Below are 23,455 nucleotides of genomic sequence, written 5' to 3'. Positions count from 1 at the left end.
CCCATTTACAACGAAGATAAGGTGGAATAGGTGCCACTGGATAGTGCAGTTTCCCAGTTGAGCAGTTGCTCGGTGAGTAACAACTCACGGTTGACACCGACCACAGTCAATAATTGATGGTGGCATTGCGCTAGCTGCTTGGTCGAATGCAGTAACACCGGCGTGGTCGCTATCTGTGCCAGCTGTTGCACCAAAGGTAATTGATCCTGATTCACCACGAACTCACCCGCACCCTGCTGCCACTTCAAGGCATCCAGTAGCAGCGAAGAGAGCCACTGTAAGCGCTCAGCCGCATCATCATGGTTCAATTGCGGTAGTAGCGACAGTAGATCTAAACTGCTTAGGGCGCTACTGAGTGCGCCACACAGGGTGGTTCGAATCGTCCAGCGCTCCGGTTGAAGTAAACGCTCTGCCGCCAGCGGTGCGCCCTCACTCAATTTAAGCGCCGCCAGTGCCGCAACGGGTTCAGCTTGAATCTTGCGTTGAAGCCATTGCAGACTGAGTGCCGTATCAGGACACGCCAGATACCAGTAAAAACAGCGGCTGCGCAAAGTAGCTAACAAACTCGCCGGTTGGTGGCAATCGAGCAGGAAATAGGTTTTCTCTGGCGGCTCTTCCAGCGTTTTCAGCAAGGCATTGGCCGCTGCATCTGTCAGTTGTTCGGCGTGAGGTAACCACACCACTTTGGCCCCGCCTTGCTGTGCATGAGAGTAAAGTTTCTCGATCTGCTGACGCACCAGTTCAACCCCGATGCTGCTTTTGCCTTTTTCCGGTGCCAGCACATACCAGTCTGGGTGGTTACCCGCCAACATCAAACGGCAGCTATGGCATTCGCCGCAGCTTTTTTCACCTTGGCGTTGCTGGCACATCAACCAACGGCTGAGGCCATAAATCAGTGCCTCTTCACCATTACCGGGCAAAGCGTGCAGCAGTAATGCATGGTGCCCACGCCCGGCGATGTGCTGCCCTATCAACTGACGATAAGGCGCAGTTAGCCAAGGATACCATTTCATTACAGGCTTTCCCGGCTGGCCAGCCATTGGCTCAGCACTTGGCTGATAGATTCACTCACCTGTTCAAGCGGTTGTGAAGCATCAATGGTTCTAATGCTTGAATCTGCGGCAGCCAATGCAAGATAGCGCGCACGGGTGCGTTCGAAAAAGGCCAGAGACTCTTGTTCAATGCGATCCAACTCGCCACGGGCACGGGCGCGGGCCAGACCGACTGTCGGCGGTAAATCCAGATATAACGTCAAATCAGGGCGAAAATCACCTAAAACGGTGTCACGCAATGAGGTCATAAGCTGGCTATCAATCCCACGCCCTCCGCCCTGATAAGCCTGAGACGACAAATCATGACGATCACCCACCACCCAACTGCCACGGGCTAGCGCAGGTTTGATCACGTTTTCAACCAATTGCACGCGCGCGGCATACAGCATCAATACTTCCGCTTTGTCCGTCAGCACTTCGCCATCAATGCCTTGCTTAATCAAATCACGCAGCTTTTCTGCCAACGGCGTCCCTCCCGGTTCACGGGTAAAGACAATATCGCTAATCCCCTGGGCGCGCAGCGTGGCAACCACGGTCTCTCTGGCGGTGGTTTTTCCTGCCCCTTCAAGCCCTTCAATAACGATAAATTTACTGTTCATTCTTATCCTTTAGCGATTGGCGATAAACCCGCACCGCTTGGTTATGACTGGCTAAATTAGTGGTAAATGTGTGCCCGCCCTTACCATCTGCCACGAAATAGAGGTAGGCAGTTTTGGCTGGATGCGCAGCGGCAGTCAAGGATGCTAGCCCCGGCATCGCAATCGGGGTCGGCGGCAGGCCGGAAATAACGTAGGTATTATAAGGTGTCGGGGTTTCTAAGTCTTTACGGCTAATGTTGCCATTATAGTTTTCCCCCATACCATAAATCACCGTCGGGTCTGTTTGCAGCCGCATCCCCATACGCAGACGGTTGATAAATACCGATGCCACTTTGGTTCGTTCTTCATTTAGCGCTGTTTCTTTTTCGATGATAGAGGCCATCGTGACCAGTTCGCCCGGCGTCTTATAGGGTAACGACTTATCGCGACCTTGCCAGATGTCATCAACTGTTTTTTCCATCTTCACATGGGCGCGTTTAAGCAATGCGAGATCAGTGGTGCCAGCAGTGTAGGAGTAGGTATCAGGATAGAGCCAGCCCTCAGGATGCTCACTGTCTTTCAGCCCCAGCAAGGTCGCGATCTCTGCGTCACTTTTCCCCTCGAGCACATGTTTCACGTATTTGGATTGTTGTAGCTCATCCATCCAGTCACGCAGCCGTTTGCCTTCGATAAAGCGCACGGCAAATTGTGCTTCTTTGCCGCTGGCAAGCAGTTGCAGCATATCGCGCACTGTCATTCCGGGGGTAAAACGGTAAGTCCCCGCTTTGAATTTGGCGAGTTCAGGCTCGATACGCAGCAGCCAGGGGAATAAACGGGTATTTTTAATCAGGTGATCACGTTGCAGTAAATTCTCCAATGCCACCCGCCCTGTACCCGCCGGCAGCTTAAAGATGGTCTCTTGCGTAATCGCCAATGGCTGGTTGGCAAAGCGCTGTACTTTTTGATAACCCAGTAGCAGTAATCCCAAACAGATCACCACCAACAGGATTATCGCTCTGGTGCTTTTTATTTTCATCGGACGGCCATCTTCACATTAAAAGTATTCATGAAAGCTATATCGAGTCACTTATGCATCGCAGCAATGTTGGCTCAGGAAATCAAATAATTGCCGCGAATGATAAACCCAGTTATTGGCGCAGTTGACCGGCAGTAGCGGCATTAGCGCATTACAGATAACAACTTCATCCGCATCAGCCAGTACGCTCAGCGGTTGTGCCACAATATCTACCCGCCTGCCGTGAGTCATGAGACAGGCGATAATCTGCTGGCGCATGATGCCATCAACACCTGATTGACTCAGATCGGGCGTAAATATCACCCCATTTTTACGCCAAAATAAATTAGCCGCACAGCATTCCACCAGCATGCCTTCAGTGTCAAGTACCAGTGTCTCATCGGCTGTTGTGTGTTCAAGATGCGCACGAATCAAGACTTGTTCCAGGCGATTGAGATGCTTCACGCCAGCCAGCAAGGGGCTACGCGCCAAAGGTACTGGACTGAGTGCCAGTGAGATACCTCGTTCACGCCAGCTATGGTAGTGAGCCGGATAATCACTGAGGGAAATAATCCGTGTAGGATGCTGACATGCCGTGCCACTGTAGCCGCGCCCACCGCTACCTCGGCTAATAATCACCTTCAGCACCCCTTCCTCGGTGTGGTTTCCCGCTTCAACCATTTCCTGTGTCAATGTGTTCCAGTTTACTGCGGGCATCAATAAACGCTCAGTCGCCTGCTGCAAGCGCAGTATGTGCTTATCAAGCCACACCACTCGCCCGTGAGAGACCCTTGCGGTGGTAAAACAGCCATCACCAAACTGCACCGAGCGGTCAGAAGCTGAAATCAAATTTTGCTCTACGCCATTAATCCAGAACATTCAGATTCTCTTTAAATGGGATGCGATTGTTTGTCATCTGACAGTATCAGTTTAAGCCAATGGATGTTTTCAGATCTGAGACAATTATTATTGAGGGATGTTATGAGTGTGGGTGATTTAGCTAATAAAAGACCCGGAAAACCGGGTCTTTTAAACAGCAGAAGCTTAACAGCCAAAGGTTATACCTTACGGAAAACCAAAGAGCCGTTTGTGCCGCCGAAGCCGAAGGAGTTACACAGGGTGTACTCCATCTCTTTTACCTGACGGGCGTCATGGGGAACAAAGTCCAAATCACAACCTTCATCTGGGTTATCCAGGTTAATGGTCGCTGGTATGGCCTGATCACGTAGAGCCAGCACAGTGAAGATAGACTCAACTGCCCCTGCCGCACCTAATAAGTGCCCAGTCATGGATTTGGTGGAACTGACCATTACTTTACGGGCATCTTCACCAAATACAGACTTAACTGCCTGCGTTTCGGCTTTATCGCCAGCAGGAGTTGATGTGCCGTGGGCATTGATATAACCAATTTGAGACGTGGTCACACCCGCATCACGTAAAGCATTTACCATGGCTAACGCTGCGCCAGAGCCATCTTCCGGTGGAGAGGTCATGTGGTAGGCATCGCTGCTCATACCAAACCCAACAACTTCAGCGTAGATTTTCGCGCCACGTTTCTTCGCGTGTTCGTACTCTTCCAACACCATCATGCCTGCGCCATCACCCAGCACGAAACCATCACGGTCTTTATCCCATGGGCGACTTGCTGCCTGTGGGTTATCGTTGCGAGTAGACAATGCTCGAGCAGCACCAAAACCACCGACACCTAATGGTGTGCTGGCTTTTTCAGCCCCACCCGCCACCATGACATCAGCATCATTGTAAGCAATGATACGTGCCGCGTGACCGATGTTGTGCACACCAGAAGTACATGCAGTCGCAATAGAGATGCTTGGCCCACGCAGACCATACATAATGGTCAAGTGGCCGGCAATCATGTTAACAATAGTTGAAGGCACGAAGAATGGGCTGATTTTACGTGGCCCACCATTCACCAACGAGGCGTGGTTTTCTTCAATCAGACCCAAGCCACCAATACCCGAGCCAATAGCGGCACCGATACGAGGCGCATTGGTTTCTGTCACTTCAAGTCCGGAGTCTTGCATGGCTTGCATACCCGCAGCGACACCGTACTGTATGAAAGCATCCATTTTGCGTGCATCTTTACGCGAAATGTAATCTTCACAATTAAAATCTTTTACTAAGCCAGCAAATCGCGTTGCATAGGCACTAGTATCGAAATGGTCGATCAGGCTGATGCCACTCTGCCCGGCAAGAACAGCTTTCCATGTGGATTCGACTGTATTACCGACAGGAGACAACATGCCCAGTCCAGTCACAACAACTCGACGCTTAGACACGGTTGTCCTCCAAGGAGGGAAAATAACGCTTAGGACAAAAAAAACTTAGGCGGTCGAGTGACCGCCTAACTATCTAAACTAAAAGCATGTTCGCTTACTGCTGATTAGCGTTGATAAAATCAATAGCTGCCTGAACAGTAGTGATTTTCTCTGCTTCTTCGTCTGGAATCTCAGTATCAAACTCTTCTTCCAGAGCCATTACCAGCTCAACGGTGTCCAGAGAATCCGCGCCAAGATCTTCAACGAAAGAAGCACTGTTCTTCACTTCGTCTTCTTTAACACCCAGTTGTTCAACGATGATTTTCTTAACGCGTTCTTCGATAGTGCTCATACTCTTAAATTTCCTATCAAAACTCGCTTTCGCGATGGTTTTCGTAGTGTATAAAATGTTGAAAAAGATGCAACTAAATCTCGGCTGGTCAAACCACGATTTTACGCTATTTTGCGGTTTCCACCCCAAATAACGCAAATACTTTCGTGATTTTTAAATCATATACATGCCGCCATTGACATGTAATGTTTCACCAGAGATGTAGCTGGCCTCGTCAGAGGCTAAAAATGCAACAGCGCTGGCGATTTCTTTAGCTTGCCCAAGCCGGTTAGCTGGTACTTGGGCTAAAATGCCTGCGCGTTGATCATCTGTCAACGCCGTCGTCATGTCCGTCTCAATAAAGCCAGGTGCCACAACGTTGACAGTAATGCCACGTGAAGCAACCTCACGCGCCAAAGACTTGCTAAAACCGATCAGACCCGCTTTAGCTGCCGCGTAGTTAACCTGCCCCGCATTGCCCATTGTCCCAACTACAGACCCGATGGTGATGATACGCCCAAACCGCTTTTTCATCATAGCGCGCATTACCGCTTTTGACAGACGGAATACGGAAGTCAGATCGGTGTCAATAATATCTTGCCACTCTTCGTCCTTCATACGCATCAGCAGGTTATCACGCGTAATACCTGCATTATTCACTAAAATGTCGACTTCGCCAAATTCCGCACGAATCGTTGCCAAAACTGACTCGATTGATGCCGGGTCCACGACATTCAGCATTAAACCCTTGCCACTATCGCCCAGATAGGTGCTAATTGCTTCTGCGCCCTTCTCACTGGTCGCTGTACCAATAACACGGGCACCACGTTCAGCCAATAATTCTGCAATCGCACGGCCGATACCGCGGCTAGCGCCAGTTACCAGCGCAATTTTTCCTTCAAAGCTCATGTTATCCTCTTTCTTGGTTTTCAAGCGCACTCGTCAGCGTGGCAACATCGTTTACCGGTGCTGCGGCTAAAGTATCAACGATGCGCTTGGTTAAGCCAGTCAAGACCTTACCCGGCCCAACTTCTAACAGCAGCTCAACGCCTTCTGCTGCGATAAATTCAACACTTTCAGTCCAACGTACCGGGTTATACAACTGACGCACCAACGCACTACGGATAGCTTCTGGTGATACTTCAGTTTTCACGTCTACGTTATTCACGATTGGGTATAGCGGCGCCTGGAATTCAATGTTTTCCAGTGCTTCTGCCAGCTTATCAGCCGCAGGTTTCATCAGCGCACAGTGGGACGGTACGCTGACAGGTAAAGGCAAAGCACGTTTTGCACCGGCAGCTTTACAAGCAGCACCAGCACGTTCTACAGCCTCTTTGTTGCCAGCAATAACCACCTGACCCGGTGAGTTAAAGTTTACCGGTGAGACAACCTGCCCTTGAGCGGACTCTTCACAGGCTTTGGCAATGGATTCATTATCCAGACCAATAATGGCGTACATTGCGCCAGTACCTTCGGGTACGGCTTCTTGCATCAGTTTGCCGCGCAGTTCAACCAGACTCACCGCCTGTTTGAAATCCAATACGCCAGCACAAACCAGCGCTGAATATTCACCCAGACTATGTCCAGCCATCATCGCAGGCAGTTGACCGCCTTGATGCTGCCAAACACGCCAGATAGCCACGGACGCCGTCAGCAATGCAGGCTGTGTTTGCCACGTTTTGTTCAGCTCTTCTACCGGGCCTTGTTGCACTAACTGCCACAGATCGTAACCCAGTACCGATGATGCTTCACGGAAGGTTGCTTCAACTATCGGAAATTGTGCGGCCAAATCGGCCAGCATGCCAAGGGATTGAGAGCCCTGACCTGGAAATACCATTGCAAATTTCGACATTCTGCATTCCTGTTAAATCAAAAGAATCGCTATTAAATCAAAAACGAACCAGCGCAGAGCCCCAGGTAAAGCCGCCGCCAAACGCTTCCAGCAGCACTAACTGCCCACGTTGAATACGTCCATCTCGTACTGCTTCGTCAAACGCCGCAGGTACTGATGCCGCCGAGGTGTTGCCATGACGATCAAGAGTGATCACCACTTTTTCCATCCCCATGCCTAATTTTTTAGCCGTTGCGCTGATAATACGCAGGTTAGCCTGATGTGGCACCAACCAATCCAGCGCCGAGCGATCCAGATTATTGGCCTGCAACGTCTCGTCCACAATGTGGGCAAGCTCAGTCACCGCAACTTTGAATACTTCATTCCCTGCCATCGTGACATAGGCAGGTTGGTCTTGCTGTTGGCGATCCTGATACGGCAGTGCGAGCAACTCGCCATAACGACCATCAGCATGCAGATGAGTCGAAATGATCCCCGGCTGCTCAGATGCACCCAGTACCACTGCGCCTGCACCATCACCAAACAGAATAATTGTGCCACGATCTTCTGGGTTCAATGCGCGAGATAACACATCTGAACCGATCACGATGGCATGTTTGACTGCACCACTTTTGACGTACTGATCTGCAACGCTCAGTGCATAGGTAAAGCCAGCACAGGCCGCAGCCAAGTCGAACGAAGCCGCATCTTTAATGCCCAGCATTTGCTGTACCTGGCAAGCCGAGCTTGGGAAAGCGTGGCTTGACGAGGTGGTGGCAACGATGATCAGCCCAATTTCGTCTTTATCAATGCCAGCCATTTCCAGGGCTTTTTCTGCCGCATGGAAACCCATGGTCGCCACTGTTTCATCCAGCCCAGCGATACGCCGCTCACGAATACCTGTCCGGGTGACAATCCACTCGTCAGATGTATCCACCATTTTTTCTAAATCAGCATTACTGCGCACTTGTACGGGCAGATAACTCCCCGTACCGAGAATCTTAGTATACATGTACGATCAGTCACTCTTGGGTAGTACCGCTTCAAGGCGCGCGGCAATCCGTTGAGGGACTTGCCGCTGCACCGCCTGCACAGCCTGTTCGATGGCGACTGCGAATGCTCGTTGATTCGCCGCGCCGTGGCTCTTGATTACAATGCCCCGTAATCCTAACAGACATGCACCATTATACTGGTCGGGATTCAAATGACCGAACCGCTTTGCCACACGTTTTTGCAGCCAACGCCCAATGAGTTTAAGCCACCAGGACTGTTTACTGCCTTCGCCCGATGACTTGAGCAGTGACAAGAACATTCTTATCACACCTTCCATGGTCTTTAGAGTGACGTTACCCACGAAGCCGTCACAAACCATTACATCAGTCTTGCCAGTCAGCAAATCATTGCCTTCCAGATAACCAATATAATTGATTGCCGGTGTATTTTTTAATACTGCGGCGGCTTCGCGGATATTATCTAGCCCCTTGGTTTCCTCTTCGCCAATATTAAGCAAAGCAACACGTGGGTTCGTTATTCCAACAACTTCTTCTGCCATTACCGATCCCATGACAGCAAACTGCACCAACATTGTACTATCACATTCAACGTTAGCGCCTAAATCTAATACCACTGTTTTACTGCGCTGTTGGTTTGGGATAACTGACATCAACGCCGGACGTTCTATGCCATCCAGTGGCTTAATCATCATCTTCGCCAACCCCATCAATGCCCCAGTGTTCCCCGCACTAACACAAGCCTGAGCGTCACCGTTTTTGACTAATTCCAATGCAATACGCATAGAAGTACCGCGGCTGGCACGAATAGCTTGTGAGAGTTTAGCATCGCTGGCAATAACATGCTCAGCAGCGATTACCTGCAACCTCTCCAGCAACAAAGGAGCGGCATTAACAAGTAACGGAGTGATGGTGTCGGGATTCCCGACCAGCAAGAGTTTTAGCTGTGGATTAGAGGCCAGTGCCTGCAATGAAGCAGGCACTGTGACGCAGGGACCGAAGTCCCCACCCATTGCATCTAACGCCAGGGTTAGACAAGTCAAGGTATCGCCTTGCTAAAGATTAGCAAGTACTACTCAGCCGATAACCTTGCGGCCACGGTAGAAACCGTCGGCTGTGATGTGGTGACGCAGGTGAGTTTCACCGGAAGTTTTGTCCACAGACAGAGTGGCAGTGGTCAGCGCATCGTGTGAACGGCGCATGCCACGTTTGGAACGAGTTGGTTTGTTCTGTTGTACGGCCATTGACCTTACTCCTTAATTACTTTTTCTTTAAACTGGCTAATACGGCAAATGGATTAGGTTTCTCCACCTCTGCAGGCAGTTTACCAAATACCATGTCCGCCTCGGACACTTCACAGTGTTCAGAATCATGTACCGGAACGACAGGCAGTGAAAGAATAATTTCGTCTTCAATCATTGCCAGCAGATCAACTTCGCCAAATTCGTCGACTTCGATCGGCTCGTACGCTTCCGGTAATGCTTCAGCCTGCTCATCATTGACGATCGGGCTAAAACAATACGTTGTATGAACATGGTGTGCAAACGTGTTATTGCAGCGCTGACACATCAATGTTACATCGACGTCCGCATGACCTGTAATAACCGCCAGACGCTGATTATCGATATTAAACGATAATGAGGCCACGACATCGCTGTCCACACTTACCACTGAGTCGGCTACTCGTGTAACCTGCTCAGGCGAATAGATACCTGCGTAATCTAAACGTTTCTGAGCGGTACGAACCGCATCAATGGTCAGGGGTAATTTTACCTTTTGCATAGGGCGCGCATATTAACTTTGTAACGACATAGAGTCAAAGAAAAAGGCCGTTTTACTGCACCTTTCACCAATATTCGCTTCCGAAGCGGTAGACAGTTTAAAATGCCTGATTAAATTACGCCACGGTTTATGGAAAATATTATGCCGCAACTTGTTCTTGCCTCAACCTCATCCTATCGCCGCACCTTGCTCGAAAAGCTGCAATTATCCTTTATTACCGCCGCACCGGAGACCGATGAGTCGCCATTACCGGGGGAAAACGCTGACGTACTGGTGCAGCGGTTAGCGCAAGCCAAGGCCCAGGCGCTGGCTGTACGCTATCCACAACATCTGATTATCGGTTCAGATCAAGTTTGTGTGATTAACGGCGAAATCGTCGGAAAGCCCCACAATCATGCCAATGCAATGAAGCAATTGCAGCAAGCCAGCGGAGAATGTGTCACTTTTTATACCGGTCTGGCACTGCTCAATTCGGCAACGGGCAGTATTAATTGTCTTTGTGAAACCTTTGATGTCTATTTTCGCACCTTAAGTGACGCAGAAATAGATGGCTACTTGAGGCGAGAACAACCATGGAATTGTGCGGGTAGTTTTAAAAGCGAAGGATTGGGAATCACATTATTTGCGCGTTTGTCAGGCCGTGATCCCAATACCCTCATCGGCCTGCCGCTCATCGCCCTCACCCAAATGTTAATTGAGCAAGGGCTAAATCCATTACTGTAGGCTGCTTTAAACTGCCGCTTTCTTACGCAATATCAGCAGGCAATGACGCAACTGATTATCCAGCGGTGCTTCAATACGCATCGTTTCACCGGTATTCGGATGCTCAAAACGTAATGCAGCAGCATGCAGGAATAGACGATGCAGACCTGTCCCCTGCAACTGCTGATCAAACTCACGGTCACCATAGCGATCATCAAAAGCGATTGGATGGCCTGCATGGAGTGCATGAACACGAATCTGGTGGGTTCGGCCCGTAATGGGGCTGGCTTTAACCAGCGTCGCATGCTCAAAACGCTCTTCTACTTTAAAGCGCGTTTCTGAAGGCTTGCCCTCGCTGCTGACTTTCACCACCCGCTCACCACTTTGCATAATATTTTTCAGCAAAGGTGCCTGCACGGCTTTGCAGTGAGATTGCCACTGACCACGGACTAACGCCAGATAGTCTTTCTGCATCCCTTTCATGCGCAACTGCTCATGTAAAGAGCGTAACGCCGAGCGTTTCTTGGCGACCAGCAAGACACCCGATGTGTCACGGTCAAGGCGGTGAACCAATTCCAAGAAGCGAGCTTCAGGGCGCAGCGCACGTAATGCTTCAATCACCCCGAAGCTCAAACCACTGCCACCATGTACCGCCGTGCCTGAAGGTTTGTTCAGCACAAGTAGGTAATCATCTTCAAATAAAATGCAATCGGCCAGCGCCGCAACTTTATCAAGTTTGGCTGATACCTGGATCTCTTCACGCTCGGCAACGCGCACCGGTGGCACGCGCACCACATCACCGTCGGCCAGTTTATATTCTGGCTTAATGCGCCCTTTATTAACGCGAACCTCACCTTTGCGTACGATACGGTAGATCATACTTTTAGGCACACCTTTCAATTTGGTGAGCAAAAAGTTGTCTATCCGCTGGCCCGCTTCATCGGCAGATATGGTTATTAATTGTACTGCTGGAATATTCGTTTTCATGGGGCGCGATTCTAAATACACCGAGGAATTAGCGCCACCCCTTTTTCTGTGCTTAACTGTCATTCTGACTATTTAAAGATAACGTTTGCGTGCATTTATTGTTTAATAAGACAACGATAGCCGCCAACACTGTGGAAACAGTAAAATAATCTTTCTGTAGACAGGTAAAGTCATCTTGCTATATCAGTGTCAGCAATGGAATAATGACAGTAATTCTGCGTTGATTCTCGTTAGACCAAGAGACTTGTGGAATAAAAAGATTTGCCTGATCACACAAAAACGCAGCAATGGCGTAAGACGTAATGTGAAATCAAGCAATTAGCGGGCTGCGGGTTGCAGCTTGGTCGGCAAGTGGGTAAAGCTCTGTTGTCTTATATTCAGAAGCTGCCCTTTATATAAAAGCGCTGTTTTTCAGAACGAAACACAGGCTTACCGAAATAATGCGCCCCTATGCAGGCGACAACCGTGAGGTTGACGGCTTTGCTAGAAGACTCGGGGTCATCGGTTTATCCGACCATGAGGTTATTTTGCCCGCAGTTCTAATGACAATGTAAAAATAACGAGTAAGTAAAGATGAAAAGAATGTTGATTAACGCAACTCAGCAAGAAGAGTTGCGTGTTGCCCTTGTAGATGGACAGCGGCTGTATGATTTGGATATTGAAAGTCCAGGCCATGAACAGAAAAAAGCGAATATTTACAAAGGTAAAATCACCCGAATCGAACCCAGTCTGGAAGCCGCTTTTGTTGATTACGGCGCTGAACGACATGGTTTCCTCCCACTAAAAGAAATTTCTCGCGAATATTTCCCTAGTAATTACTCTTCCCATGGCCGCCCGAACATCAAAGATGTGCTGCGCGAAGGCCAAGAAGTTATTGTTCAGGTTGATAAAGAAGAACGTGGCAATAAAGGTGCCGCACTCACGACTTTCATCAGCTTGGCTGGCAGCTATTTAGTTCTGATGCCAAACAACCCGCGAGCCGGTGGTATTTCTCGCCGCATCGAGGGTGATGACCGCACCGAACTGAAGGAAGCCCTATCCTCTCTGCAATTGCCTGATGGCATGGGTCTGATTGTCCGTACTGCGGGTGTTGGCAAATCTGCTGATGCACTGCAATGGGATTTGTCATTCCGCCTGAAGCACTGGGATGCGATTAAAAAAGCTGCGGAAGGTCGCCCTGCGCCGTTCCTGATCCATCAGGAAAGTAACGTGATTGTCCGTGCTTTCCGTGATTATCTGCGCCCAGACATCGGCGAAATTCTGATCGACAACCCGAAAGTTCTCGAGTTGGCGAAAGAGCATATCGCCGCGTTAGGTCGCCCGGATTTCAGCAGCAAGATCAAGCTCTATAGTGGTGAAATCCCACTATTCAGCCACTACCAGATTGAGTCACAAATTGAGTCTGCCTTCCAACGCGAAGTGCGTCTGCCATCGGGTGGTTCTATCGTTATCGACACCACCGAAGCCCTGACCGCGATTGATATCAACTCCGCACGGGCGACTCGTGGTGGTGATATCGAAGAAACCGCCTTCAATACCAACCTTGAAGCCGCTGATGAAATTGCCCGTCAGTTACGTTTACGTGACTTGGGTGGCCTGATTGTTATCGACTTCATCGATATGACCCCAGTGCGTCATCAACGTGAAGTAGAAAACCGTTTACGTGATGCCGTCCGCCAGGACCGCGCCCGTATCCAGATTGGCCGCATCTCACGCTTTGGTTTGCTGGAAATGTCCCGTCAGCGTCTCAGCCCATCATTGGGTGAGTCAAGCCACCACGTGTGCCCACGCTGTAGCGGCACCGGTACAGTGCGTGATAACGAATCCCTGTCACTCTCTATTCTGCGTTTGATTGAAGAAGAAGCGCTGAAAGAGAACACCCATGAAGTTCACGCCATCGTGCCGGTACAGATCGCTTCGTACCTGCTAAACGAAAAACGTGAATCAGTGAACGCCATTGAGAAACGTCAAGGCGGTGTGCGTGCGGTGATCGTGCCAAACGATCAGATGCAAACACCACACTACTCTGTCCTTCGGGTACGTAAAGGCGAAGAAGTTCCTTCCCTTAGCTACCTGTTGCCACAACTGCACGAAGCAGAAATGGCACAGCCGCAAGAAGAAGCCACTATTGAGCGTAAGCGCCCAGAGCAACCCGCGCTGGCGACTTTCTCTTTACCGACTGAAGTGCCACCAGAATCAGCACCTGCTGCTGCCAGTGTTAAACCCACTGCTGCACCACAAGTTGCGGCTTCTGCCAGCGCTGAACAACCGGGCTTCTTCAGCCGCCTGCTCACGGGTCTGAAAGGCATCTTCGCCACACCAGCAGAAGCCGAAGTTAAACCGGTTGAAGTTGAAAAAACCGAAGCTAGCGAAACGCGTCGTAATGATCGCCGCAATCCACGCCGCCAAAACAATGGCCGTAAAGATCGCGGTGACCGTACACCACGCGAAGGTCGTGATAACGCTAGCCGTGACAATAATGGTCGTGATAACGCGAACCGTGACAACAATGCTCGTGACAACAATGGCCGCGACACTGCCAATCGCGAAGGTCGTGAAGATCAACGCCGCAATAATAAGCGTCCAACTCAACAAACTGCTGTAGCGCAAGCATCAACTGACATTGTTGAAGCCGATAAAGAGCAGCGCGAAGAGCAGCCGCAACGTCGTGGTGATCGCCAGCGTCGTCGTCAGGACGACAAACGTCAGGCGCCGCAGGATGTTAAAGCTAACGTTGATGTCCCTGCAGTCAGTGCCGATGATGCACAACCTGAGCAAGAAGAACGCCAACAGGTTATGCAACGTCGTCAACGTCGCCAATTGAATCAGAAAGTCCGTATTCAATCTGCGAACGATGAGCTGAATGCTCAGGAAAGCACTGCACCGGTTGCCCCAGCTAGCGTACCCGTCGCTGCTTTTGCTACGCCTGTCGTGCAGGAAGAAGTGAAATTACTGCCGCAAGCCACTGCTCAGGCAGATGATGACGCGACTAACGATCGTAATGCCAACAATGAAAATGGCATGCCGCGTCGTTCTCGCCGCTCACCTCGTCACTTGCGTGTGAGTGGTCAACGTCGTCGTCGCTATCGTGATGAACGTTACCCGACGCAATCTGCTATGCCTCTGGCTGGCGCTTTCGCCTCACCAGAAATGGCGTCAGGTAAAGTTTGGGTTCGTTATCCGGTCGCTCAACCGTTTGAACAAGCTGCCTTTGTTGAAAACCCGGTTGAAGAACAATTGTTAACCGAGGTTGCCGCAGTGGAAGTTGCGGTAGTTGAAGCGCCCGCTGTTGAAGCAGCTTCAGTCGAAGTCGCGGTAAATGTTCCCGCGGCCATCATTGCAGCGCCAGTGGTTGTCGCAGCGGTGACTGAAACTGTTGCTCCGGCATCAGCGTCACAACATAAACCAGGCGGTTCTTCATCTTCAGTTGCCGCCGTTCCAGGCCGTGCACCTGTTGTTGTGCCTGAAGTTATCGCCGAACCCGTTGCTGAAGAAGTGGTAACAGAAACTGAAACCATCGCTGCGATTGAAGCGACCCCTGTCGTCGATGAAGCTATCGCGCCAGCAGCAGCTATCGAAGATACAATCGTGCCTGAAATCCAAGCTGAAGAGACTCTTGTTGCTGAGACGGCAGTTGAAGAAACCGTTATCGCTGAAGAGCCTGTCGTTGTTGAAGAGTCGGTTGAAGTGCTTAGAGTGACTGAAACTGAAGTTATCGTTGAAGAAACTGCCGCTGAAGAAGTGCATGTGACTGAAGCTGTTGCCGCGGTACAACAACAGCCAGATGTAGCGCACCCTGAAGGTGTGTTGTTCAAGCACTACGCTTCTGCCCCGATGACCAAGGCACCGGCACCTGATTACGCGCCAGAGTCGCAAACCAAAGGCAATTGGGAACGTCCAGCCTTTGATTTTGCAGGTAAAGGTTCTGCGGGTGGGCATGCTGCCGCCACTCAGGCAACGGCCCCTGCGACAAAACCGCAGTCAGTCGAATAACTGTATTATTGTTAAAGCAACATGCAAAATAAAACCCGCTTCGGCGGGTTTTTTTACGTTACACCTAGGCTATCTGTTTCAATTTCTTGATTTCAATGCTTTCTAGCTTGCCATCTATCGATTTGACAAAATCGCTGAAATGTTGAGTTTTATTATGTTTTTCTAATGCTTCATCAGACGCCCAGCGTTCGAAAAACACAAAAGAACCATTTTGGTCGCTTTCACTGTGGAGATCATATTGCAGATTCCCCTTCTCCTCACGACTCGGTTCTATAATCTGATGAACCGCCTCTTTAACTTCAGCAATAAATTCTGGCTTAGCCACTAAACTGGCAATGACACGGACTTCCATAGCTACTCTCCCATGCAGTACATTCAATTCACGTATATACAGCTAATTAATCACTCATCTTAGTGGTCAATTTTACCTAATGCCTCTCTATAAGATGCCCTTTTTGCGTAATTTTCAACTCACCACACACAATGTTTTCAACTTAACCCTAACAATCAGATGCATCCTGCGCACTTTCCGCTTATCCTTACACCCCGCCGGAAACAGTATAAAAAACCCGAAATCTCATCATGACTGCGGAGCTCGTTGAATGACTGCACAACCCCAAACCCTGAAAATTCGCCGCCCGGATGACTGGCATATTCACCTACGTGATGACGAAATGCTCAGTACCGTGCTGCCTTATACCTCCGAGGTGTTTGCCAGAGCTATTGTCATGCCGAATCTGGCTCCGCCCATTACCACTGTTGCCAGTGCTATTGCGTATCGGGATCGTATTCTGGCGGCCGTGCCAACTGGGCATAAATTCACGCCGTTGATGACCTGTTATCTGACCGATTCACTTGATGTCAATGAGTTGACCGCCGGTTTTGAGCAAGGCGTGTTCACAGCAGCGAAACTCTATCCAGCCAATGCCACCACCAACTCAAATCATGGTGTATCCGATATTCCTGCTATATATCCATTGTTTGAACAGATGCAAAAAATAGGTATGCCGCTGCTTATCCACGGTGAAGTCACGGACGCCGCTGTCGATATCTTCGATCGTGAAGCGCGTTTCATTGATCAAATTATGGATCCGATTCGCCGCAAATTTCCCGAACTGAAAATTGTCTTTGAGCATATCACCACCAAAGACGCCGCCGACTACGTGCTGGCAGGCAATCGTTTCCTTGGCGCTACCATCACCCCACAACATCTGATGTTTAACCGCAATCATATGTTGGTCGGTGGTATTCGCCCCCATTTGTTCTGCCTGCCAATACTGAAACGCAGCACGCATCAAGAAGCATTGCGCCAGGCTGTCGCCAATGGCTCGGATCGGTTCTTCCTTGGAACTGACTCAGCACCTCATGCTAAACACCGGAAAGAGTCATCCTGCGGCTGTGCCGGTGTGTTCAACGCACCATCAGCACTGCCTGCTTATGCAACCGTGTTTGAAGAGATGAACGCATTGCAGCATTTGGAGGCATTTTGTTCCTTAAATGGTCCTCGCTTCTATGGTCTGCCGGTGAACGACGATTTTGTTGAGTTGGTTCGGACTCCCTGCCTGCAACCGGAAGAGATTTCGCTGGGGAATGAATCGATCGTCCCTTACCTGGCGGGTCAAAGCATTAACTGGTCAGTTAGGGACCTATAGTCATCAGGGCGGGGAGTCACATTCCCTGCCCTTGAAGATTTTTATATCAGTCACTTGCAACCTGAATACTTACACTGTATAAATAACCAGTATAAATATTCGGAGGGCCAGATATGCGTGTTGAAGTCAGTATTGATAAAAAAAACCAGTTACCCGCAGGTGCTATCGAAGCGCTAACCAGTGAATTGAGCAAACGGCTAGATTCGAAATTCCCAGACACCACCACCACAGTACAAGTGCGTTACGCTGGAGCAAATAACCTTTCTGTTTTGGGCGGAGCTAAAACGGATAAAGATCTGATCTCTGAGATATTACAAGAAATATGGGAAAGCGCTGACGATTGGTTTGACGCAAAATAACCCACTACATGCTGTTTTTTTTGCCGGGGAGTCGCTCCTCGGCTTTTTTATATCAATGTGTAGGCCATTGCCTTTACCCAGCTTATCAATCACTCACCATCGATTAATTAATCATCAGAAAATAAATAATTTGTAAAGATCTGTGGATAATCGCCATATTTATTAGCCGTTGCGTATACTGAAAAAGCTCACTTGATAACGAGCCGCATTGATCCTCATTAGTCACTCCAGTCAGTAACTACTATATAAGGGGTCTTTATGGACAGAAATGATGAAGTTATTCAGACTCACCCGCTTGTAGGTTGGGATATCAGCACGGTAGATGTATACGACGCGATGATGATACGCCTTCATTACCTGTCTTCCATGGATCAACCGCCAGAGGATGCACTGGTTGACAGAACGCTCTGGTTGACGACCGATGTTGCACGCCAATTAATAAATATTTTAGAAGCAGGCATTGCTAAAATTGAGTCATCAGAATATCAAGATCTTGATCACCGTAAGCATTAATTTTTGTCCACCAGTTAATTTCTCAATGCTCCCAAAAATAGGCACCAGTGAATATCACTTGGTGCCTTTTTATTAACCAGATCCACCGCCATCAAGCTAACATCTCTTTTTCTACCCTCACTCCCGTGCTATTACTATTGCTTTAGTTTTATTGTTTCTGAATTGAAATCGTTTTGACAATTACCACGAAAAATGCGCGCAGCCAATTCAAAACGTGGTAAATGAAGCCAGCAACGATATTCCCCAAGGTGCAAAATATGGATTACGATTTGATTGTCATTGGTAGTGGTTCTGTTGGCTCTGCCGCGGGCTACTACGCCTCACAAGCCGGTTTAAACGTGCTGATGATTGACAGTGCAATGCCGCCTCATCAGGCTGGCAGCCACCACGGCGACACACGTATCATTCGTCATGCATATGGTGAAGGCGAGAAATATGTACCCCTAGTATTACGTGCTCAAGCGCTTTGGGATCAACTGTCAGCCGAAACGGGTGAGAAGTTATTTCAGGCCAGTGGCGTGCTTAATTTGGGGCCAGATGATTCAACTTTTCTGCAAAATGCACAACACAGTGCGCAACAATATCATTTACCGGTAGAAACGTTAACGGCGGCACAGGTCCGCGAAAAATGGCCAGTATTTACTGTACCGGATAATTATGTTGGCGTGTTTGAGCCACAGGCTGGTTTCTTGCGTTCAGAATTAGCCATCAAAACATTGATTAAGGCGGTCACTGAGGCAGGCTGCGGTATCTTATTCAATTGTCCGGTCACTGCGATTGTCCCTCTGGATGAAGGGATAGATGTTGTGACCATCGACGGTACCTACAGCGCCAAAAAAGTCGTCGTCACTGCAGGCACCTGGGTCAAAGAGTTGTTACCTACATTGCCAGTGACAACAATCCGCAAAGTTTTCTCCTGGCATCATGCCGATGGCCGCTACAGCGAAGAGAATCATTTCCCGGCATTTACCGTAGAAACACCGGATAACATCCACTATTACGGGTTTCCCTCACAGAATGAGGAGCTTAAACTCGGCAAGCATAATGGCGGGCAGCCTATCGAGTCAGCGGCTCAGCGAAAAGCTTTTGGCAGTTATGCCGAAGATGGGACGGAAGTTTTTGGATTTTTGCGTAATTTTTTACCCGGCGTTGGCGTCTGCCTGCGCGGTGCCGCTTGTAGCTATGATATGAGCCCCGATGAAGACTTCATCATTGATACCCTCCCGGAGAACAAGGATATTATGGTGGTAACGGGTTTAAGTGGCCACGGGTTTAAATTTGCGACAGCCTTGGGAGAAGTGGCGGCGCTCTTCGCACAAAACAAGCCTTCACCCATTGATATTTCTGCGTTTTCTTTGTCTCGGTTCACTAATCCCTAGTCTCAGCTCTGACCCTTAGGGCATATATAATTACCGGCGACCATTTATTGAAAAATAGGTCGCTTGAATTTCATTTATATTATTTATAGCTATTTTTTGGTATAAAATATCACTGTGCAAATAGTAGCACCTATATTTACTCGCATATTCCGTGCGAATGAATCGATAATCCCGAATTGACGTTTTAGGCATCTTAGGACTACCTTATCCCTGTACGCGGCCAGGTATGGTTGCTGTTAGACAAGGATGTATGTCACATGAAAATATTAATTATTGATGAATGTTTTTATACCCGTTCAGGGGTAAATACTTATTTTAATAACTCTGTATCACTTAATTTAATGGATTCGCCTACTGTTGAGCAGGCGACATTAGCTATTCATGATTTTGCTCCAGATATCATCATTGTTAACCTTACAAAATATTGTCGATTTGGTGGGCACTGTCCATTACTCGAACAATTCTTAAATTGTTGTGGGCAAGCCAAAGTCTATATATACCTAGATGCTTCCTACCCATTCAGTGAAACACCTATTCCCCTGACCGACTCAGTATCAATTTTGGCGAAAAGGTATTTACCCGAGCTGCTGCAAAAGCTTTCGAATATCTCAAATGATATGCGTAAACCACACTCGCCCTGCCCATCTTCACTGTTCAGCCCACAAGAGCATAAAGTGATGTGTTACTGGATGATGGAGATGCCCAATTACCGCATTGCCAGAAAATTGAATATCAGTGATAGCACCGTTTATTCACATAAGCGGCACATTACTGAAAAAATAAAAGTTAGAAATCGGCTGGAATTGTGCTTTATTTATAATGTTTTTAAATATTTATACTAAAATAATTATCGATTAAGACGATACATAAGTATTGCTGATAGAAAATGTAGCCGGATTAATATAGTCAAAGATAACTTGCAGATACAAAACCGGTTGCATTTAATTTAATATTTTTAATGAAAGACACTGCTATTACTGACGACTTTATTACTCTGGTTATCCAGTCCCGCCTTCCCCTGTTAAGATCCACGCACTGGAATTTAATCTGCTAGCTTATTGTTTGCTAAATTAAAGATCCCTATAATGGGCAACGATTTTAGCCGTAGGCAGTCAGAATGTTAAATAAATTGCTCTCGATGGTTATCAATAATGTACGAGAGCACCTTTTGCTCTATATCTGCCTATGGTTGATTTTACTGGCACTAGATATTTATTTCTTTTTCTATTAATTTAGTTAATACGTTTGCGTTACTCAGCCTCTCTTCCCTCTGTGGGTCACGGGTATCAATCCCCCGAGGCCCACAGCTGATAGCCACTGACCTTGTGCTACTCAGTTTTGCTCGGTTTACCATCACTCAGTAAAACTGCAAATTTATAACCTGCTGGGGTTAGCTCAAGTGCAATTTTGGCAATAATGGTCAAAGGAACGGAGAGCAGCATGCCTATTGGCCCTAATAGCCAACCCCAGAAAATCAGTGATAAGAACACCACCAGTGTTGACAGCCCTAAGCCGCGGCCCATCATGCGTGGATCAATAATATTACCGCCAATCAGATTGATCAGAATATAGCCGATGGTTACCGCAAAAGCATCACCAAAGCCGTTAAACAGCAGTGCCTGAATAATGGGTGGAATAGCCGCTAGTACAGAGCCGATATTGGGAATGTAGTTTAGGACAAAAGCCAGCAGCCCCCACAAGAAGGCAAATCTGACACCCATTGCCGCCAGGAATAACCAAATAACAATCCCCGTCGCGATACTAATAATTGTTTTGATCACCAGATAGTGGGTTACACCATTTAACGCCCGTTTGAGAATCGCATTACCCTGCTCTGGATTATCAAACATCAACTGCATTTTATAAGGCAGGCGTTCCACTTCAAATAACATAAACACCACGGTCATCAGCAGCAAGAAGGTGCTGGCCATCGCCCCGGAAAGATGGCTAAGCAGCCGGGTCACAAAGTTCACCGCTGTGCTGGGATCGACATGTTTCATGATGTCATCCACCGAGAATTCGATATTAAAGCGCATGGCAAACTCTTGCAGGTCGCGCATTTTCTCCAACATCATGCCGCGATATTGCGGTAATGAACGGGCGAATTCATTTAATGAAGAGCCTAAACGGCTAAAGAGTAATGCCATCAGCAAAATAATGAGGCTGACTAATAAGACAATAGCTAGCGTGCGGGGGATTCTTATTTTCTCGAGTAATTTAACCAGTGGATTCAGTACAATAGCGAGAAAAATAGCCAGTAAAAATGGCACTACAATCGGTGAGGCAGCCTTAATTCCGGCCATAATTACTACCAGCATTGCCAGCATTGCAACTAGCCGCAGCCCTTGGTGACTTACCACAGGTGTTGTCATTATCAATCCTTGTATTGGAACCGCCACCGCTCAAAATGGCAAAAAAAGACGCTGTCGAATAAAATAACCGACAACGTCTTTATTTAATAGTATAACCAGCAGGTTAATACTCGGATTAATTAGGTATCACGCTTTATTATCCGAATCCTTTTCTGGCATTGGAATATGCATGGTTGTTTGCAACAACCCTTTCGATTTATTAAAAATCTTAATACCATTTTCACGCCCTGCCCGACGAGAACGCTGCTCTTCTTGCGGTAATTTCAGCTCTTCCTGGCAAATCTGGCTACAGCAGCCTTCAAATTTAGCCGCACAAACCGGACACTGAATAAACAGCAAGTGGCAACCATCATTCTTGCAATTGGTGTGCGCATCACACGGCGTACCACACTGATGGCAATGGGCGATCACATCATCAGAAATTCGCTCACCCATTCGCTCATCAAAAACAAAGTTTTTGCCGATAAATTTCAGCGGTAAACCTTGCTCTTTGGCTTTACGGGCGTATTCAATGATCCCGCCTTCAACGTGATAAACGTTTTTAAAGCCGTTGTGCAACATGTAGGCGCTGGCTTTCTCACAGCGGATCCCACCGGTGCAATACATCACAATATTCTTCTCTTTGTCATGTTGCAGCATGTCAACCGCCATCGGCAGTTGTTCACGGAAGGTATCGGATGGCACTTCTATCGCGTCTTCGAAATGGCCTACTTCGTATTCATAGTGGTTACGCATATCGACAAACAAAGTATCTGGGTCATCAATCATTTGATTGACCTGATCCGCTTTCAGATAGTGCCCCACATTGCTGGGGTCAAAGCTGTCGTCATCGATACCATCGGCCACAATGCGCTCACGAACTTTCAGACGCAGCACCCAGAATGACTTACCGTCATCTTCATGGGCCACATTCAGCCGCACTTGATCCAGCGCGGGGTGTGAGGCGAACAGCGCGACTTTAAATTCGTCATAGCGGTTAGCAGGCACGCTAATTTGGGCATTAATCCCCTCTTTCGCCACATAAACCCGGCCAAATACCCCGAGTTTAACAAATTGGCTATAGAGACTATCGCGGAAGGCTTTGGCATCTTCTAGCGTGAAATATTTATAAAAAGAAACTGTGGTGCGCGGTTCGGTTTCAGCCAACATGCGCGCTTTAAGTTCCTCATTAGAAATTCGGTTATGTAACACTGGCATGGTGTACGTTCCTGTCTTTCAAAGAGGTTACTGATAGATATTTAATTACTGCTCAATGGGTTACGTAAGTCATTAGACAGCTAACCAAGGTAATTCATCGCGCAATAGAACTGATGTTTCGGGCACCGGTTTCCCCGTGCGGCGCATATAATACCCGAAACAGCGTGGCGACACATCCTTGGCGCATGTGGGAGAGTGAGTCGGGGCGCACTGAAATCACCGGCTACTTGCAGCGATGATCCTCATCAGCAAAACTCGCACGGTCAGTAAAGCCAGAGACAATAATACCGGCGAGCAGGGTGATACCCGCCGCTATCAACAACGTTTTTGTCTGCCAAAAGGCCCCCAGGTAACCCAAAAGGCCGCCAACAGCCAATAGACCTGCGCTGAATTTTGCTGCTGACATTGCCGACTCTCCGCTAA

At 48.4% G+C, this 23,455-nt stretch carries 25 protein-coding genes; 8 read left to right on the top strand and 17 right to left on the bottom strand.

Translation table 11 applies throughout. The features are described from left to right. Positions 1-5: 5 nt before the first annotated feature. The 12 genes from holB to yceD all read right to left on the bottom strand — a co-directional run bounded on the left by holB (position 6) and on the right by yceD (position 9,878). Positions 6-1,013, bottom strand: a complete 1,008-nt coding sequence (gene holB, locus ACZ76_RS17080) for a DNA polymerase III subunit delta' (protein WP_048619983.1) — start codon at positions 1,011-1,013, stop codon at positions 6-8. Then, the gene (tmk, locus tag ACZ76_RS17075) at positions 1,013-1,651 is read right to left on the bottom strand and encodes a dTMP kinase (protein ID WP_048619982.1); all 639 of its coding nucleotides are present in this window, start codon (positions 1,649-1,651) and stop codon (positions 1,013-1,015) included. The genes holB and tmk overlap by 1 nt, the downstream gene beginning before the upstream one ends. Beyond that, on the bottom strand, positions 1,641-2,666 hold the full coding sequence (gene mltG, locus ACZ76_RS17070; protein WP_048619981.1) for an endolytic transglycosylase MltG: 1,026 nt from the start codon (positions 2,664-2,666) through the stop codon (positions 1,641-1,643). The genes tmk and mltG overlap by 11 nt, the downstream gene beginning before the upstream one ends. A 51-nt stretch (positions 2,667-2,717) precedes the next feature. Then, positions 2,718-3,524, bottom strand: coding sequence for an aminodeoxychorismate lyase (gene pabC / locus ACZ76_RS17065; RefSeq protein ID WP_048619980.1), 807 nt, complete (start codon positions 3,522-3,524; stop codon positions 2,718-2,720). A gap of 179 nt (positions 3,525-3,703) precedes the next feature. Then, positions 3,704-4,945 carry a beta-ketoacyl-ACP synthase II gene (fabF, locus tag ACZ76_RS17060; RefSeq protein WP_071840516.1) on the bottom strand — a complete coding sequence of 414 codons (1,242 nt, stop codon included), beginning with the start codon at positions 4,943-4,945 and terminating at the stop codon, positions 3,704-3,706. A 94-nt stretch (positions 4,946-5,039) separates the two neighbouring features. Beyond that, positions 5,040-5,276, bottom strand: coding sequence for an acyl carrier protein (acpP, locus tag ACZ76_RS17055; RefSeq protein WP_002220787.1), 237 nt, complete (start codon positions 5,274-5,276; stop codon positions 5,040-5,042). 153 nt (positions 5,277-5,429) lie between these two features. Beyond that, positions 5,430-6,164 (bottom strand): 3-oxoacyl-ACP reductase FabG, encoded by a 735-nt coding sequence (gene fabG, locus ACZ76_RS17050; protein WP_048619978.1) that lies wholly within the window; start codon positions 6,162-6,164, stop codon positions 5,430-5,432. A gap of 1 nt (position 6,165) precedes the next feature. After that, on the bottom strand, positions 6,166-7,107 hold the full coding sequence (gene fabD, locus ACZ76_RS17045) for an ACP S-malonyltransferase (RefSeq protein ID WP_048619977.1): 942 nt from the start codon (positions 7,105-7,107) through the stop codon (positions 6,166-6,168). A gap of 37 nt (positions 7,108-7,144) precedes the next feature. Continuing rightward, positions 7,145-8,098 carry a beta-ketoacyl-ACP synthase III gene (locus tag ACZ76_RS17040; RefSeq protein ID WP_048619976.1) on the bottom strand — a complete coding sequence of 318 codons (954 nt, stop codon included), beginning with the start codon at positions 8,096-8,098 and terminating at the stop codon, positions 7,145-7,147. A gap of 6 nt (positions 8,099-8,104) precedes the next feature. Further along, positions 8,105-9,139 carry a phosphate acyltransferase PlsX gene (gene plsX / locus ACZ76_RS17035; protein ID WP_050125943.1) on the bottom strand — a complete coding sequence of 345 codons (1,035 nt, stop codon included), beginning with the start codon at positions 9,137-9,139 and terminating at the stop codon, positions 8,105-8,107. A 33-nt stretch (positions 9,140-9,172) separates the two neighbouring features. Next, positions 9,173-9,340, bottom strand: a complete 168-nt coding sequence (rpmF, locus tag ACZ76_RS17030; RefSeq protein WP_002210931.1) for a 50S ribosomal protein L32 — start codon at positions 9,338-9,340, stop codon at positions 9,173-9,175. Between the two features lie 16 nt (positions 9,341-9,356). Then, the gene (gene yceD / locus ACZ76_RS17025; RefSeq protein ID WP_048619974.1) at positions 9,357-9,878 is read right to left on the bottom strand and encodes a 23S rRNA accumulation protein YceD; all 522 of its coding nucleotides are present in this window, start codon (positions 9,876-9,878) and stop codon (positions 9,357-9,359) included. Positions 9,879-10,019: 141 nt separating this feature from the next. Here yceD and ACZ76_RS17020 point away from each other — a divergent pair, with 141 nt between their 5' ends. Continuing rightward, positions 10,020-10,601: a Maf family protein gene (locus ACZ76_RS17020; RefSeq protein WP_048619973.1), complete on the top strand. Its 582-nt coding sequence runs from the start codon at positions 10,020-10,022 to the stop codon at positions 10,599-10,601. 6 nt (positions 10,602-10,607) lie between these two features. Here the strand turns inward: ACZ76_RS17020 and rluC are convergent, their stop codons facing one another. Continuing rightward, the gene (gene rluC / locus ACZ76_RS17015; RefSeq protein ID WP_048619972.1) at positions 10,608-11,567 is read right to left on the bottom strand and encodes a 23S rRNA pseudouridine(955/2504/2580) synthase RluC; all 960 of its coding nucleotides are present in this window, start codon (positions 11,565-11,567) and stop codon (positions 10,608-10,610) included. A gap of 573 nt (positions 11,568-12,140) precedes the next feature. Here rluC and rne point away from each other — a divergent pair. Continuing rightward, positions 12,141-15,560, top strand: a complete 3,420-nt coding sequence (rne, locus tag ACZ76_RS17010) for a ribonuclease E (RefSeq protein WP_048619971.1) — start codon at positions 12,141-12,143, stop codon at positions 15,558-15,560. Positions 15,561-15,624: 64 nt separating this feature from the next. Here the strand turns inward: rne and ACZ76_RS17005 are convergent, their stop codons facing one another. After that, positions 15,625-15,912, bottom strand: coding sequence for a putative quinol monooxygenase (locus ACZ76_RS17005; RefSeq protein WP_048619970.1), 288 nt, complete (start codon positions 15,910-15,912; stop codon positions 15,625-15,627). Between the two features lie 250 nt (positions 15,913-16,162). Here ACZ76_RS17005 and pyrC point away from each other — a divergent pair, with 250 nt between their 5' ends. The 6 genes from pyrC (at position 16,163) to ACZ76_RS18640 (ending at position 20,694) form a co-directional block, all read left to right on the top strand. Further along, complete coding sequence (gene pyrC, locus ACZ76_RS17000; protein ID WP_048619969.1) at positions 16,163-17,212, top strand: dihydroorotase; 1,050 nt, start codon at positions 16,163-16,165, stop codon at positions 17,210-17,212. Positions 17,213-17,325: 113 nt separating this feature from the next. Then, the gene (gene dinI / locus ACZ76_RS16995) at positions 17,326-17,571 is read left to right on the top strand and encodes a DNA damage-inducible protein I (RefSeq protein WP_048619968.1); all 246 of its coding nucleotides are present in this window, start codon (positions 17,326-17,328) and stop codon (positions 17,569-17,571) included. Between the two features lie 258 nt (positions 17,572-17,829). Next, complete coding sequence (gene bssS, locus ACZ76_RS16990; RefSeq protein ID WP_032813201.1) at positions 17,830-18,084, top strand: biofilm formation regulator BssS; 255 nt, start codon at positions 17,830-17,832, stop codon at positions 18,082-18,084. Positions 18,085-18,341: 257 nt separating this feature from the next. Beyond that, the gene (gene solA / locus ACZ76_RS16985; protein ID WP_048619967.1) at positions 18,342-19,463 is read left to right on the top strand and encodes an N-methyl-L-tryptophan oxidase; all 1,122 of its coding nucleotides are present in this window, start codon (positions 18,342-18,344) and stop codon (positions 19,461-19,463) included. A 257-nt stretch (positions 19,464-19,720) separates the two neighbouring features. Beyond that, a complete protein-coding gene (locus ACZ76_RS16980) occupies positions 19,721-20,305 on the top strand; it encodes a helix-turn-helix transcriptional regulator (protein WP_048619966.1) in 585 nt (194 codons plus the stop codon). Between the two features lie 275 nt (positions 20,306-20,580). Continuing rightward, a complete protein-coding gene (locus ACZ76_RS18640) occupies positions 20,581-20,694 on the top strand; it encodes a DUF2770 family protein (RefSeq protein ID WP_005183270.1) in 114 nt (37 codons plus the stop codon). 97 nt (positions 20,695-20,791) lie between these two features. Here ACZ76_RS18640 and ACZ76_RS16975 read toward each other — a convergent pair whose 3' ends face one another. The 3 genes from ACZ76_RS16975 to ACZ76_RS16965 all read right to left on the bottom strand — a co-directional run bounded on the left by ACZ76_RS16975 (position 20,792) and on the right by ACZ76_RS16965 (position 23,438). After that, on the bottom strand, positions 20,792-21,835 hold the full coding sequence (locus ACZ76_RS16975) for an AI-2E family transporter (RefSeq protein ID WP_048619965.1): 1,044 nt from the start codon (positions 21,833-21,835) through the stop codon (positions 20,792-20,794). 126 nt (positions 21,836-21,961) lie between these two features. Then, a complete protein-coding gene (gene trhO / locus ACZ76_RS16970) occupies positions 21,962-23,032 on the bottom strand; it encodes an oxygen-dependent tRNA uridine(34) hydroxylase TrhO (RefSeq protein WP_048619964.1) in 1,071 nt (356 codons plus the stop codon). 223 nt (positions 23,033-23,255) lie between these two features. Beyond that, positions 23,256-23,438 carry a hypothetical protein gene (locus tag ACZ76_RS16965; protein ID WP_048619963.1) on the bottom strand — a complete coding sequence of 61 codons (183 nt, stop codon included), beginning with the start codon at positions 23,436-23,438 and terminating at the stop codon, positions 23,256-23,258. Between the last annotated feature and the right edge of the window lie 17 nt (positions 23,439-23,455).

The sequence above is a fragment of the Yersinia aleksiciae genome (genome assembly GCF_001047675.1).
Lineage (GTDB): Bacteria > Pseudomonadota > Gammaproteobacteria > Enterobacterales > Enterobacteriaceae > Yersinia > Yersinia aleksiciae.
Note: the sequence above shows the minus strand (reverse complement) of the source record. Positions and strands in the feature narration are given on the sequence as shown.